General features: G+C 73.1%; 12 protein-coding genes. 6 read left to right on the top strand and 6 right to left on the bottom strand.

Annotation, left to right across the window (positions count from 1 at the left end; genetic code table 11):
* Positions 1–72: 72 nt before the first annotated feature.
* Entirely contained in the window at positions 73–924 is an 852-nt protein-coding gene (locus ACFWPI_RS06060; protein WP_380368442.1) for a LysR family transcriptional regulator, read from the top strand.
* A gap of 346 nt (positions 925–1,270) precedes the next feature.
* Positions 1,271–1,732, top strand: coding sequence for a hypothetical protein (locus ACFWPI_RS06055; protein ID WP_380368439.1), 462 nt, complete (start codon positions 1,271–1,273; stop codon positions 1,730–1,732).
* Between the two features lie 131 nt (positions 1,733–1,863).
* Here ACFWPI_RS06055 and ACFWPI_RS06050 read toward each other — a convergent pair whose 3' ends face one another.
* The 6 genes from ACFWPI_RS06050 to ACFWPI_RS06025 all read right to left on the bottom strand — a co-directional run bounded on the left by ACFWPI_RS06050 (position 1,864) and on the right by ACFWPI_RS06025 (position 9,060).
* On the bottom strand, positions 1,864–2,808 hold the full coding sequence (locus ACFWPI_RS06050; protein WP_380368436.1) for a nitrilase-related carbon-nitrogen hydrolase: 945 nt from the start codon (positions 2,806–2,808) through the stop codon (positions 1,864–1,866).
* A 284-nt stretch (positions 2,809–3,092) separates the two neighbouring features.
* The gene (locus tag ACFWPI_RS06045; protein WP_380368433.1) at positions 3,093–4,571 is read right to left on the bottom strand and encodes an MATE family efflux transporter; all 1,479 of its coding nucleotides are present in this window, start codon (positions 4,569–4,571) and stop codon (positions 3,093–3,095) included.
* 37 nt (positions 4,572–4,608) lie between these two features.
* Complete coding sequence (locus ACFWPI_RS06040; protein ID WP_380368430.1) at positions 4,609–5,640, bottom strand: cysteine synthase family protein; 1,032 nt, start codon at positions 5,638–5,640, stop codon at positions 4,609–4,611.
* 38 nt (positions 5,641–5,678) lie between these two features.
* On the bottom strand, positions 5,679–7,022 hold the full coding sequence (locus ACFWPI_RS06035; RefSeq protein ID WP_380368427.1) for a Y4yA family PLP-dependent enzyme: 1,344 nt from the start codon (positions 7,020–7,022) through the stop codon (positions 5,679–5,681).
* On the bottom strand, positions 7,013–8,002 hold the full coding sequence (locus ACFWPI_RS06030; RefSeq protein WP_380368424.1) for an ornithine cyclodeaminase family protein: 990 nt from the start codon (positions 8,000–8,002) through the stop codon (positions 7,013–7,015). Before ACFWPI_RS06030 ends, ACFWPI_RS06035 begins: the two co-directional genes overlap by 10 nt.
* A 68-nt stretch (positions 8,003–8,070) precedes the next feature.
* The gene (locus tag ACFWPI_RS06025) at positions 8,071–9,060 is read right to left on the bottom strand and encodes a TauD/TfdA family dioxygenase (protein ID WP_380368421.1); all 990 of its coding nucleotides are present in this window, start codon (positions 9,058–9,060) and stop codon (positions 8,071–8,073) included.
* Positions 9,061–9,441: 381 nt separating this feature from the next.
* Here ACFWPI_RS06025 and ACFWPI_RS06020 point away from each other — a divergent pair, with 381 nt between their 5' ends.
* From ACFWPI_RS06020 to ACFWPI_RS06005, 4 genes are read left to right on the top strand one after another with little or no spacing between them, the layout of a single operon-like run.
* Positions 9,442–10,998: an ABC transporter substrate-binding protein gene (locus tag ACFWPI_RS06020; RefSeq protein ID WP_380368418.1), complete on the top strand. Its 1,557-nt coding sequence runs from the start codon at positions 9,442–9,444 to the stop codon at positions 10,996–10,998.
* Positions 10,995–11,993 carry an ABC transporter permease gene (locus ACFWPI_RS06015; protein ID WP_380368415.1) on the top strand — a complete coding sequence of 333 codons (999 nt, stop codon included), beginning with the start codon at positions 10,995–10,997 and terminating at the stop codon, positions 11,991–11,993. Before ACFWPI_RS06020 ends, ACFWPI_RS06015 begins: the two co-directional genes overlap by 4 nt.
* Positions 11,990–12,841 (top strand): ABC transporter permease, encoded by an 852-nt coding sequence (locus ACFWPI_RS06010; RefSeq protein WP_063352237.1) that lies wholly within the window; start codon positions 11,990–11,992, stop codon positions 12,839–12,841. The genes ACFWPI_RS06015 and ACFWPI_RS06010 overlap by 4 nt, the downstream gene beginning before the upstream one ends.
* Positions 12,838–14,370, top strand: a complete 1,533-nt coding sequence (locus ACFWPI_RS06005; RefSeq protein WP_380368411.1) for an ABC transporter ATP-binding protein — start codon at positions 12,838–12,840, stop codon at positions 14,368–14,370. Before ACFWPI_RS06010 ends, ACFWPI_RS06005 begins: the two co-directional genes overlap by 4 nt.
* Positions 14,371–14,372: the final 2 nt, after the last annotated feature.

Genomic DNA, 14,372 nt, shown 5'->3' with positions numbered 1-14,372 from the left:
CCGGTTGGGGTCCAAGACCGATCGGGTGGGCACCGATACCGTCCGGGTATTGATCCGGAGTACCGTGGCCGGATGGAGACCCGGGAACTGCGCTACTTCGTCGCCGTCGCCGAAGAGCTGCACTTCGGGCGCGCCGCGCAGCGCCTCGGGATCGCGCAACCGCCGCTGTCACGGGCGATCCAGCAGCTCGAACGCCGGCTCGGGGCAGCGCTGCTGGATCGGACCAGCCGCACCGTCACGCTGACCGAGGCCGGCTCGGTGCTGCTGGTCGAGGGCCGGGCGGCCCTGGAGGCGGTCGACGCCGCCGAGCGTCGGACCCGCCGCGCCGCCGCTTCCCCCACCGGCGGCCCCGGTCTGGTCCTGGTCACGAAGGCCAGCGCGTCCAGCGAACTGCTGGCGGAACTGCTCGACGCGTACGCCGCCGAACCCGGCTCGGTCCCCGTCGACGTCATCCTGTGCGGCCCGGCCGAGCAGGGACGACTTCTGCGCGAGGGCCGGGCCGACGTGGCGCTGCTGCACCGGCCGTTCGACTCGACGGCCGGGCTGCACGCCGAGGCGCTCAGCACGGAGGGCCAGGTGGCGGTCCTGCCGGCCGGGCATCCGCTCACCGTCCGGGACCACGTACACATGGCCGACATCGCCGGGCTGCCGGGCCTGCCCCTGCCACGCTGGCCCAACCCGGACGGCACCTACGCACCCGGCCCTGGCCCCCAAGTCCGCGACCACGCACAGTTGTTGCAGCTCGTCGCGCTCGGCCGGGCTTGCGCGGTCTCGCCGGAGTCGTGCCGAGTCCAACTGCACGGTGGCCTCGCCGCCGTGCCCGTGCTGGACGCGCCGAAAGTCACCACGGTGATCGCCTGGCCACCGCACAGCCGGTCCAGGGCCGTCGCCGACCTCGTCCGGACGGCGACACGTCTCCCGTAGTTCCCACATGCCCGGCCGGGTTCCACCTGTGGTGGCCCGGTTCATCGTGCTCGTCAGGTGGCTCCCCGGGTCTCTCGGGTCCATCGGTACGCGCGCGCCTTGGTGTCAGCTGTCACGCTTCGGCGCCACCTGCGGAGCCTCCCCGGTGGTGCCGTAGCATCCGGATGGCACAACGCACACCTGTCAGCGGGGGAGAGTACTGCACTTGTTCAAGAGATCGACGGCCGTGCCGTCCGGGGCGGCCGGACGGGCGGCCTGCGCGGCCGTGTTGATGGTGTCGGGCGCCCTGGTGCTCGGCTCGTGCTCGTCCGTGGGGTCGCCGGGCGGAGGATCGGGAACACCGAGCGTGCCCACACGTGTCGAGTCCCGGGAGGAGGCGCTGGCCCGGACGGATCGGGTCCAGGACCACGTGCGCGAGCTGACGGGCCTTGAGCGCGATCCGTGGAGCAAGCTCGTCGGCTACTACAGGTGCCAGGGGCGGGGGTTGGGTGTGGCCGATGAGGGCGAGGCCTATCAGCTCAGCTCCGGGGTCCTGTTGAAGGCCGAGGACGACAAGCGCCCAGAGGTGCTGCGGGCGCTGCGGGAGAAGCTCGCCGGCGAGGGCTTCAAGATCACCTCGTTGGCGTCCGGTTCGGACGCTCAGTCCACCGCGCCCACCTGGGAGTTCGATGCCGTCCACGAGCCCGACGGCTACACCGTTTCGGCGGGTGCGTCGAAGCCCGGCCAGGGTGTGAGTGTGATGGTCGTCCTGCCCTGCCAGGCCCCGCCCACCGGCGCGGCTTCGCCCACTCCGACGGCCACCGGCTGAGGCCGGCGCGGCGGGTGCGTCAACTGCGTTACTGGATACGGTAGTTGGCGCCGGCCCCGGTGTGCATTCGGCGCCCGACGGGGCGAAAGGGGCGCTGGGATGCCCCGGCGTGGGTGCGCCGGGGCGTCCGGTCAGGCGTCGGTGCGGCTCGCCGCGGTCAGCGGGGCGTACAGCTCGGGGCGGCGGGTGCGCAGGAGGCCGAACTCCCGCCAGTCCCGGCACTGGTCGAGGTCGAGGTCGGCGACCAGGACGGCGGGCCGGTCGCGCGGGGCGCGGAGCAGGATCCGGCCGTACGGGTCGGAGATGAACGACGAGCCGTAGAAGGTGGACCGGCCCTCCGTCCCGATCCGGTTGGGCACGATCATGAACAGCGCGTTGGCGAGGCCGTTGGCGCTGATGGCGTGCTCCCACATGGGCCGGGTGTCGAAGTCCGGGAGGTCCACCTCGGAGCCGATGGCGGTGGGGTGGACGAGGACCTCGGCGCCGCCGAGCGCGTAGGCGCGGGCGAGCTCGGGGAACCACTCGTCCCAGCAGGTGGGGAAGCCGAAGGCGGCGCCCTGGTGGGTCAGGACGGGGAACTCGCTGTCGCCGGGGCGGAAGCACAGGTCCTCGCGGTAGCCGGGGAAGGCCGGGATGTGGTTCTTCCGCGTCCGGGCGACGAGGGTGCCGTCGCGGTCCACGCAGATGGCCGTGTTGTAGCCGAGGCCGCCGTCCTCGGCGCGCTCGTAGAGGGAGGCGTGGACGCTGATGCCCAGTTCCGCGGCGAGTTCGGCGGCGAGGCGGGCGGTGGGCCCGGTTTCGACGTCCTCCAGGTAGCGGGCGGCGCCCTCCCCCATCGGGTCGTCGGTGTTGCAGAAGTAGGGGCTGCGGGTCAGCTCGGGCAGGCACACCATCGTCGCGCCCTGCTCGGCGGCGAGTGCCACGCCCTCGCGCAGCCGGTCGTCGTGCTCGGCCGGGTCGGCGTACCAGCGCATCTGCACGAGTCCGACGCGCAGCGGTGCGCGTTCGGCCGGCCTGGTGCGGCCGGGGGAGCCGAGCGGGGAGCCGAAGGAGGTGAGGGCGGCGTACGAGGTCACGGGCGGACCGTCCTCGTCTGCCGGCGGGGCGTCCGACAGGTGCCGGAGGCGGGGCCTCCGGCGGCCGTGCGGCCGGTGGTGGTGGACGTGGTCATGGGTGTTCCTTCTGTTCTCTGGTGCTGGCGCGGCCCTGCGATGTAACTGAAAGTTCAGTCAGTTTTGCTGGCGTGGTGAAGAATCTAGCCACGCCGGAACGTTCCGGCAAGGGGTGGGGGCCCGCGAAGGAACAGCACGTGCCGCCGGAGGGCGGGGTGGGTCCTGCCCCGGCACCTCCGGCGGGCGGGTCAGGCTCCGGCGGCGACGGCGTCGGGCGCCGCGGCGGCCTTTGCGGTGAGGGCGCGGCTGTAACGGCGCAGGAGGAGGGCGGCGGTGGTGGCGAGGCCGATGAGCAGCCCGAACCAGAGGCCGCGGATCTCGCCGCCGAGGGGGTAGGCGAGGAGCCAGGCACAGGGCAGGCCGACGGCCCAGTAGCCGATGAGGGTGATGCGGAAGCCGCTCCTGGTGTCGTCGAGGCCGCGGAGCAGTCCGACGCCGATGTTCTGGGCGCAGTCGAAGAGCTGCAGGACGGCGACCATGACGAGGAGGCTGGTCGCGATGGTCAGGCCCTGCTGGTCGGCGGGCGAGTCCGGGTCGAAGTAGGGGCGCAGGACGAGGTCCGGGACGGTGAGGTAGACGATGCCGACGAGGGTGGTGACGACGGCGCCGCAGGCGAGTGCGGTGTTCTTGATCCGGCGGGCGGCCGCGTGCTCGCCGAGGGCGAGTTCGCGGCTGACGTTGATGGAGGCCGCGTGGGAGAGGCCGACGGCGACCTGGAAGACGATGTAGACGAGCTGGTTGACCGCGGTGTGGGCGGCGAGCGCCGCCGGGCCGAAGCTGCCGGCGAGCAGGGCGGTGACGGAGAAGAACCCGGCCTCGGAGCCGTAGGTGGCCGCGATGGGGGTGCCCAGGCCGAGCAGGCGGCGGACGGTTGCCGGATCGGCGCGCCAGAAGTCGAGGCTGAGCAGGGGGGCGAGGTGCGGGTCGCGGCGGGCGGAGGCGTAGAGGGCGAGGAAGGACAGCAGGTGGACGCTGCTGGTGGCGACGCCGATGCCGGTGAGGCCGAGCCGGGGCAGGCCCCAGGTGCCGTGGATGAAGGCCCAGTTGAGGGCGGCGTTGACGGCGACGGAGGCGAGGGTGATCTGCAGCAGGGCCTGGGGGCGGCGCATGCCGACGGTGAACTGGCGGACGGCCTGGAACCAGAGGCAGGGCACGAGGCCGGGGGCGAGGGCGGCGAGCATGCCCTGGGCGCGGTGGGCGACGGTGGCGTCCTGGCCGAGCCAGGTGGCGGCCTGGCCGATGAGGACCATCAGGACGGCGCCGGCCAGGCCGGCGAGGGTGGCGACGGCCATCGCGGCCCGCACCAGGCCCCGGACCTCGTGGTCGGCGCCGGTGGCCGGTTCGCTGGCGGCTCCGGTCTCCTTGGCCCCGGTCTCCTTGGCACCGGTCTCCTTGGCACCGGTCTCCTCGGCGCCGCGCTCGGCGCGGGCCGCTGCCGCTGCCACCTGGTTGCCGACGGAGGTGACCAGCCCGACGCCCATGGTGCGGAGCTGGTTGAAGATCACCAGGGCGAGGCCGCCGGCGGCCAGCGCCTCGGTGCCCAGGACGCCCATCATGATCGTGTCGGTGGTGGTGAGGGCGACCTGGGCGAGCTGGGTGAGGGCGAGCGGGACGGCGAGGGCGGTGAGGGCGCGGCTGTCGCGCGCCAGGGTGGTCAGCTGCTGCATGGTGGGTGTCAGTCTCTCAATGTCACGTCTCTGGATGTCAGGGCCTGCGGAGTTTGGCGAGGGACTCGTCGATCTCGGCCTCGACGGCCTCGTCGATGAGGTTGCGGGCGGTCATCCAGTCGTCGTTGAAGACGGTATCCATGTACTTCTCGCCGCCGTCGTTGATGAACGCGACCATGACGGCGTCCGGCGGAAGGGCCGTCAGGCGGGCCAGGGCGTCGTGGACGACGCCGCCGGCGGAGCCGCCGATGAGCAGGCCGGTGCGGCGGGCGACGACGCGGGCGGTGGCGAAGGCCTCGACGTCGCCGACCTTGACGCCCTCGTCGATGAGGTCGTAGTCGACGAGCAGGCCGATGGTGGCGCCTTCGGGGGTGCCGGTGCCGGACTGGTGGTAGTCGTGGGCGGGCGGGCCGAAGGCGATGGAGCCCTTCGGCTCGACACCGACGACCGAGACACCGGGCACGTACTTCCTGAGCTCGCGGGCGGTGCCGCACAGGCCGCCGCCGGTGCCGACCGCGCCGATCAGCACGTCGACCCGGTTGTCGAGGGCCTGGGCGATCTCCCGGCCGACCGCGAAGTAACCCACCGCGTTGCTGGGGTTGTTGTGCTGCTCGGTGAAGAACGTGTTGTCCTTGCCGCGGGCCATCTCCTCGGCCAGTTCCTCACGGGCGGCGGTGTGGAGCTCCTCACCGTCGGTGTCGGCGTCGACGTACACGAGCTCGGTGCCCATCGCCTTCATGCCGCGCAGCTTGTCGGCGGCGGCGTGGTTGTCGACGACGGCGGTGAAGCGGTGGCCGCGCTCGGCGGCGACGACGGCCAGCCCGAGACCGGTGTTGCCGGAGGTGGACTCGATGATGTGGCCGCCCTCGCGCAGCAGGCCGCGCTCCTCGGCGTCGAGGACCATCTGCCGGGCCATGCGGATCTTGGCGCTGCCGGTGGGGTTGAACATCTCCAGCTTCAGCAGGAGGCGGGCGCCGTTGTCGGCGCGGGCGAGCTCGAACAGCGGGGTGCAGCCGATGAGGTCGGTCATCCGGGTGACCACCGGGGGGCGGTGGAGGGCGTCGGTCATGGCGAGGAGCGCTTTCTCGGGAGCGGTGCGGTGTCGGGTCACAGGGCCGGGCGGCGGTCGAGACGCCAGCGCAGCCGGCCGTTCTCGTGGTGGATGACGACCTTGGCCGGCAGGGGGAGGTCGTGGAAGGGGGACTCGTTCGAGTCCATCTGGTAGCCGGCGGTGTTGGGGTAGACGAGCAGGTCGCCGACCCGGGGGCGGCGGGGGAAGGCGATCTTGCGCCAGGTGAGCAGGTCGGAGTCGAGGCAGCTGGCCCCGCCCACGCACGCCCGGTACTCCGCGGCGTCCTGGTCGGGGTGCGGGGTGAGGAGCAGGGGGTCGGGCAGGTACTCGCTGTTGAACCACTGCTCGGACAGGCTCAGACTGCTGCCGTCGACGGTGACGATCCCGTACCCGGGGCGGTCCTTGACGCCCTGGACGGCGAACACCGAGGATCCGGCCCCGGCCAGCAGGGCGCGTCCGGGTTCCAGCAGCAGCATCACGCCCGCCTCCCGCAGCCGCCCGGCCAGCGGGTCACCCGTGCCGTGGGGGCGGGCGGCGAGGATGGCCCGCAGGGCGTCGGCTCCGGCGACGGGCGAGTGGTAGGGGTAGAAGTCGTCCGTGCTGAAGGACTTGCGGGCGTGGTAGTCGTCGGGGCCCTGTTCGGCGAGGAAGGTGTGCCAGGCCTCGGCGGGCACGTAGTCGACGGCGAAGCCGCCGCCGATGCTGATCCGGTCGGCCTGCAGCCCCAGGAGCCGTGCCTTGAGGCAGAGTTCGACGAGTTCTCCGGCGAGGTCGGTGCGGGGCTGCACGTCGTAGCCGGACAGGTGGAAGCTGAAGCCCTCCATCCGGACCCGCTCCTTCGCCGCGGCGCAGCGCAGCAGCGCGGTGTCGAGCTGGTCGTCGGTGAGGCCGAAGCGGCTCCCGGTTCGGGTGGGCGGGAAGCGGCGTAGCAGGATGCGGACGGGTCGGGGGACGTCCAGGTGCAGGACGCGGCTCAGTTCGTCGAGGGAGTCGACGGCTATCAGTGCGCCTTGGAGGGCCGCGACGCGCAGCAGCGGTTCGGCTTTGGCGGGCCCGGTGACGACGAGGTCCTCGCCGCGCACACCGTGGCCGAGGGCTTCGCGCAGCTCGCCGTGGCTGGCGACGTCCACGCCGACTCCCGCACGGGCGCAGCGTTCGACGAACGCGGCGGCCTTGTTGGCCTTCTTCGCGAAGTACACCGTGCCCTCCACGTCCGCCTCGTCGAGCGCGGCCCGGAAGGCTGCGAGGTTGGCGTCGAAGCGTTCGGGCAGCACGAAGTGGAACGGTCCGCCGAAGGCGTGGGAGAGGTCGTGCAGGAGGTCTCCGGCCGCGATCCTGTCGTGGAGGGGATCGGGGTGGGCGGGAAGGGTCAGCGCCACAGCGCGACCTCGGTGCCGAGGTTCTGGTCGGCGGCGAGCTGGGCGAAGCGGTGGCCCAGCGCGATGTCGGTGACGACCAGGCCGCTGTTGTAGGCGAAGATCCGCTGGCCGGGTGCGGTACGAGCCTGGGAGGCGCCGGAGATGGCGGCGGGCAGCTCCAGGTCGACGGCGGGCAGGTTGCCGTCGGCGTCGGCCATGTCGGTGCCGGTGACGCGCATCTGGGCCTCGCTGGTGGCGATCACGCGGTCGGCTCGGTGCAGCGTGGACGGGGCGAGGCCGTGGCCGACGAGGATCGCGGTCGCGCCGGGCTTCAGCCAGTCGGCCTCGACGGCGGCGGAGGTGTGAGCGCCGGCGGTGGCGACGATGACGTCCGCGTCGTGCGCGGCGCGCTCGAGGTCGGTGACCAACTCCAGCTCACGGCCGGGGAAGTGGCGTTCCAGCTCCTGGCGGACGGCGGCTATGCCGTCGGGGTGGGTGCCGGCCAGCAGCAGTCGCTCCAGCTTGGGCAGGGTGGTGAGCAGGAACGGCAGCGCGAGGCGGCCCTGCGTGCCCGTGCCGATCACCAGTGCCGTGGAGGCGTCGGGGGAGGCGCACTCGCGGGCCAGCAGGGCGGAGACGGCCGGTGTGCGGAGCGAGCCGATGCGCGAGCAGTCCATCATGGCGACCGGTAGGCCGGTGACGTCGTCGTAGACGGTCAGCGTCGTGTAGTAGTGCTGCTCCTCGCGGCCCTTGTCGAGGCCGTGCTTGTACGAGGTCTTGATGGCGACGACGTTGCGCGCCCCGTCGCGGCCGAGCATGGCGTAGGAGACGGAGTGTCCGTCGGCGGGCTTGACGGTGAGTTTGCGCGGGTTGTCGGACTGGCCCGCGGCCAGGGTGCGGTAGGCCTGTTCGACGGTGTCGACGACGTCGGTCAGGGTGATGTCCAGGCCGGCGAGGTCGCTGGTGGAGAGTACGCGCAGGGTGGTGTCGTCCCGGTCCACGGGGGTGCCCTTTCGGATGGGTGAGGCGGCATCTGGAAGGCGGTAAGTCGGTATGGCAGGAAGGCAGTTCAGGTGGTGAGGGCGGTGAGCGCGGCCTGGCCGTAGCCGTGTTCGTCGTGTTCGGCGACCGGGCGGGTGGGGCGGCCCTCGACGCGTACGGAGGCGCGCTTGAGCCAGCGGTCGGTGCCGTCGTAGCGCGCCCGGAAGGGGACGCGGCCGTGGACGACGATGTCGTTGTCGACGACCAGCACGTCGCCCGGCTCCAGGCTCACCGCCATCGAGACGCGGGCGAGTTCGTCCTCCAGGCGCCGGTAGGCCGCGCGCCAGGTCTCGTCGGCGTCCTCGACCGGCGTGTAGGCGGGGTCGAAGCGCATGGTCAGGCCCTCGGGTGCCGCGAAGAGGGTGGGCACCGGTGCGGGTCGGCCGGCGAACTGCCGGGCCTGCTCGTAGGCGTCGTCGGGCAGGATCGGCACGATCGGACGCTTGAGCTGGGCGACGTCCTCGTCGGCGAGGTCGGTGAGGCGGATGCTGGCCGCGGTGGTGGCGATGTTGTCGTGGTTGCGCATGCAGCACAGCAGGAGCAGGTGGGCGCGGCCGGGGTGGAAGGCGTCCTCGGTGTGCGGGGTGAGCAGGGCGGAGCTGGAGGCGCCGGTCTGCTCGCTCTCGTGGCCGGGCGAGGGGACGATGTTGTGTACGAACCGGCCTTCCTGCTGGCCGTCCCAGGCGATCGGGGTCCCCATCAGCGTGGAGACGAGCAGCAGCACGACGTCCCACAGCGCGCCCGCGTCCCCGACGGTCGACCAGTGGCCGGGTGTCGGGCCCAGCTCCGCGTCGTCCGGGTGCAGTCCGCGCAGTACGAACAGGCCGTCGGCGGTGTCCACGGGCCGCAGCGCGTGCCGGAGTTCGCGGCTGAGCTGGGCGCACATCACGGGCAGGTCGGCCAGCAGGCGGGGGCTGGTGGCGGAGCCGTGGAAGTCCAGCAGCTTGGCGGCGGTGGCGGTCAGTTCCGCGGTGGCGGCGGTGTCGAGACGGCGTACCGGGGCAGGGCAGGTGGGCACGGCGGGGCCTTCCGTGGGCAGGGGTGGGGAGAGGTGTTGCGGGCACGCGGCATCACCGCGCCGGTGCGGGACGGCGGGCGGGAGCAGCGCGTGAGGCGTGGGGTCCGGGTCGGCTCGGACGGCCGGACGACAGGAAACGTAACAACGACTTCGAGGTAAGGCAAGCCTTACCCGATCGGATGTCTACATTTACGTAGTCTCAGTTCGGGGTGGCGGCGCATGCGCCGCGCGGGGGCAACTCCGCTGCTCGGATTGCTGTTTGCGGCAGGGGGGCGCACGCCCGGTGGGCCGGTGCGCTCCGTCGGGCGGCTTGCGACCCGTCTCAAACTTAGGGTAGGTAAGCCTAAGCAAATCGAGCTCAACCCGAATCGAGGAACGAACGTGGGCGTCACCAGACGAGAGCTGCTGTGGGCCGGTGCCGGTATCGGGGCGGCCGGTGCGCTCGCCGCCTGCGGTAGTGGCGCGGGCGGATCCAAGGACGCCGCGTCCGCAGGCACGGTGTCCTCGCAGCCCCGCGCCGGGGGGACGCTGAAGGTCGGCGCTCTCGGCAAGGCCTCTGCGATCACCCGTGACCCGCACGGCACGCAGGCCAACGAGAGCGACTACCTGATCATCAGTCTGCTCTACGACACGCTGGCCGTTCCCGGATCCACCGCCAACACCGTCCCGCGCCTGGCCTCCTGGAAGCCGTCGGAGGACCTGAAGACCTGGCGCTTCACGATCGCCGACGGCGCGACGTTCCACGACGGCACCCCGGTCACCGCCGCCGACGTGGTCTGGTCGCTGCAGCGCCTGCGCAACACCCCGGCGGGCAAGAGCCGGCTGCCCGGCATCCAGCCCGAGGGCATCAGGGCCGAGGACGCGAAGACCGTCGTCCTGGTCTCCGACTACCCCAACGCGGATCTGCCGCTGCTGACCCGTCTGACCACCTTCGTCCTGAAGAAGGACACCAAGGACGACGCGATCGCCGGCGCCCCCGGCACCGGCCCGTTCAAGCTCGACTGGTACCGCGACGGCAACGCCCGGCTGGTGCGCAACGACAACTGGTACGGCGGCAAGGTGCTGCTCGACGCCGTCGAGGTGCGCCTGTTCGAGAGCCCGCAGGCCATGGCCAACGCCCTGCTCGCCGGGCAGATCGACCTCGCCTCCAACGTCGGCGCCGTCGCCGCCCGCACCGCCGAGGCCCGCAAGGACGTCCAGATCCTGCGCCGCCCCAACGACATGGCGATGCCCGTCGTCATGCGCACCGCCGACGGCCCGTTCGCCGACGCACGGGTGCGCGAGGCCCTGAAGCTGGCGGTCGACCGCGACGCCATGGTCAAGCAGGTCCTCTCCGGCTACGGCAGCGTCGCCAACGACATCCTCGGCACCGGCGACCCGGCCTTCGCCAAGGACATACCGCAGCGGGGGCGCGACCTCGCCAAGGCCAAGCAGCTGCTCTCCGACGCCGGGTTCGACACCTCCCGGACCTACGACCTGATCACCACCGAGGACGTCTCCGGCCTCGCCGAGTCCGCGACCCTGTTCGCCACCCAGGTCCGCGAGGCCGGGGTGAAGATCAACGTCGTGAAGCAGGACTCCAAGGTCTTCTGGGACGCCACCTGGCTCAAGGCGCCGCTCTACACGACGTACTGGGGCACCAACGACTCGGTCGTCTTCTTCGCCTCCAAGACGATGCTCTCCGACGCCGGCCAGAACGAGTCCGCCTTCAAGGACCCCGCGTTCGACGAGGCCTACCGCACGGCCATGGGCACCGCCGACGCCGCCGCGCGCGACAAACTGCTGCACCGGCTCCAGGAGATCGAGTTCGCCGAGTCCGGCTACCTGCTGTGGGGCATGGCCGACGGCATCGACCTCGCCGGAGCCGCCGTGCGCGACCTGCCCAGGCTTCCCGGCTACGGCCGCGTCCAGCTCGACAAGACCTGGCTGGCGCGTTGACCACGCTCCAGCCGGCCGGCGCCCGCGCGCCGCAGGGCACCCCGGCCCGCATCCTCCCCGGTGCGGGCCGGGTCGCCCGGCAGGCGGCCCGGCGCCTGGCCCTGCTCGTCGTCCTGCTCGCCGGCGTCTTCGCCGCCGTCGAGCTGCTCCCGGGCGACGCCGCCGGCGCGACCGCCGAGCGCGGGGTCACCGCCGCCGACCTCGCCGCCCGCCGCAGCGCCCTCGGGCTCGACCGCCCGGTGGCCGAACGCTTCTGGGACTGGATGACCGGCCTGCCCACCGGCGACCTCGGCGTCACCGCGCGCGGCCAGCACGTCACCGACATCCTCGCCGGCCCCTTCCCCAACACCCTGCTCCTGGGCACCCTCGCCCTCGCCCTGAGCACCATCGGCGCCCTCGCGCTCGGGAGCCGGGCCGCCCTGCGCCCCGGCGGACGCGCCGACCGCGCCATCGACGCCGCCTCCACCGCCGCGTTCGCCCTCCCGGAGTTCGTCGTCTCCGTCGCCCTCCTGCTCCTGCTGTCCCAGTGGACCGGCTGGCTGCCCGCCGTCACCCTCACCGGCCCCGACGGAGCCCCCGAGTCCTGGACCATGCTCGTCCTGCCGGTGCTCTCGCTGGCCGTCCCCCAGATCGGCTGGAACACCCGCATCGTGCGCGGCGCGCTCGCCGACCAGGCCGCGCTGCCGCACGTCCAGGCCGCCGTCCTCGACGGCCTCGCGCGCCGACGCATCCTCAGCCACCACATGCTCCCCGGCGCCCTGTCCGCCATCGCCGTCGGCATCGCGACCTCCGCCGGCATGCTGCTGGGCGGCACCGTCGTCGTCGAGACCCTCTTCAACTACCCCGGCATCGGCGCCGTCCTGGCCGGGGCCATCGCCGACCGTGACACCCCGCTCGTCGCCGGAGTCGTGGCCGCGGCCGGCGCCGCCATCAGCCTGCTCCTGCTGCTGGCCGACCTCGTCCGCACCACCGCCCTCGGAGAGGAGCGCCGATGACCGCCGATGCCCCGACCGCAGCGGCCCCCGCGCCCGCCACCCGGCGAAGGAGGCACGTGCTCGTCCGCGCCGTCCCCGCGCTCCTGCTCGTCCTCCTCGCCCTCGCCGGACCGCTCCTCGCCCCTCACCCCATCGACACCCCCGTCACCTTCCCCTACGCCGAAGCCGGCGGCGACGCGCCGCTCGGCGGTGACCAGCTCGGCCGCGACGTCCTCAGCCGTCTGCTGACCGGCGGCGCACCCCTGATCGCCACGGCCGTGGCCATCGCCCTGGTCGTCACGGCGGCGGCCACCGTCCTCGGCATCCTCGCCGTCCTGCGGCCCCGGCTCGGCCGGTGGATCGAACGCGCCGCCGACCTGACGATCCTCCTGCCCTCCGTCCTCGCCATCATGCTCATCGCCCTGGCCTGGCCCGCCGGGGGACGCCTGGCCGTCGCAGCCGCCGCCACCCTCCTGGGCATTCCCTACGCCGTGCGCATCGTCGCCGCGGCAGCCGCCCCCATCGCCGCCACCGGCTACGTCGAGGCCGCGGCCGTCGGCGGCGAACGCCTGTGGCACCTGACGGTCCGCGAGGTCCTGCCCAACCTGCGCTCCACCCTCCTCGCCCTGTTCGGCCTGCGCTTCGTCGAAGGCGTCTACATCGTCTCGGTCGCCGCCTTCCTCCAGCTCGGCCCCCAACCCCCGGAAGCCGACTGGGCGTTGATGATCCGCGAGAACGCCGCCGGGATCACCCTCAACCCCTGGGCGGTCGGCGCGCCGTGCCTGGCCATCGGGCTGCTCGCCATCAGCGTCAACCTCGCCGCCGAAGCCCTCGCCCCCGCCCGGCCGACCCCGGAGACCCCGCTGTGAGCACCACCGCCCCCGCCGCCCGCGCCACGGGCCTGTCCATCACCCTCGCGGACACGTCCCTGCTCACCGACGCCACCCTCACCCTCACCCCGGGCCGGGTCACCGCCGTCACCGGCCCCTCCGGCGCCGGCAAGACCACCCTCCTGCGCGCCCTCGCCGGAGCCCTCCCACCAGGCGCCCGCGTCACCACCGGCACCCTCGACGTCCTCGGCCACGACATCCTCGCCCTCCCGCCCGAGGACCTGCGCCGCCTTCGCCGCCACAAGCTCGCCTTCGTCGGCCAGGACCCGGGCTCAGACCTCAACCCGCGCATGCGCGTCGACCGCCTCCTGACCGAGACGGCCGCCGACCGCCGCCGAACCTCCGTACCCGACCTGCTGCGCGCCGTCCGCCTGCCGGTCGGTGAGCGCCTCGAACACCGCCGCCCCGCGGGCCTGTCCGGCGGTCAGCAGCGGCGTGTCGCGCTTGCCCGCGCCCTCGCCCGACGGCCCGAGATCCTCCTCCTCGACGAACCCACCGCCGGCCTCGACCCGGCCCTGCGCGACGACATCGCCGACCTGCTGCGCGAGATCGCCGACTCCGACGGCCTCGCCATCGCCCTCACCAGCCACGACCCCGACTTCGTCGCCCGCTGCGCCGACGACGTTCTGGCCCTGTGGCCCGACCGCCTTGCTGCGGCCCCGGCTGCGGTTGGGGTTGCGGCTGGGGCTGTGGCTGGGGCTGTGGCTGGGGCTGTGGCCGGGGTTGTGGCCGGGGTTGTGCCGGCAACGGCCGTGCAGGCCGCACGCGTTCGTACCAGGGCCGCCTCCAGCATGTCGCCCGTCGTGGAGGTGAAGGCGCTCAGCGCCGGCATCGGCACGGTCCGCACCCGTCACCGCGTCTTCGCCGCCGTCGACCTCGCCCTGATGCCCGGCACGCTGACCGGGATCACCGGCCCGTCCGGATGCGGCAAGAGCACGCTGCTGCGCACCCTGGCCGGCCTTCACCGGCCCGAGTCCGGCAGCGTCATCCTCCACGGCGAACACCTGGCCCCGTCCTACCGGCGCCGCAGCCGCGACCAGCGCCGCCGCATCCAGCTCGTCCCCCAGAACCCCCTCGGCGCCCTCAACCCGGCCCACACCGTCGGTGCCACCCTCACCCGGCCGCTGAAGCTGCACTTCGGTCTTCCCGCCGCCCGGTGCGAGGAGCGCGTCGCCGAACTGCTCACCGCCGTCGGCCTGCCCCCGCACTACGCGACCCGCCACCCCCACGAACTCTCCGGCGGCCAACGCCAGCGCGTCTCCCTCGCCCGCGCCCTGGCCGCCGAACCCGACGTCCTGCTCTGCGACGAGGTCACCTCCGCCCTCGACACCGACACCGCTGCCGCACTCATGGACCTCCTCGACGACCTGCGCACCAGCCGGGGCCTGGCGGTGGTCCTCGTGAGCCATGACCTCCCCCTCGTCACCGGCCACGCCGACCACGTCCTGCCTCTCGCGGGCCCCCGCCCCGCACCGCTCACCGCGCAGCAGCCCGCCGGCGTCCGCTGACT

Source organism: Kitasatospora sp. NPDC058492 (assembly GCF_042720685.1).
Taxonomy (GTDB): domain Bacteria; phylum Actinomycetota; class Actinomycetes; order Streptomycetales; family Streptomycetaceae; genus Kitasatospora.
This window is presented reverse-complemented; position numbering and strand designations above follow the sequence as displayed.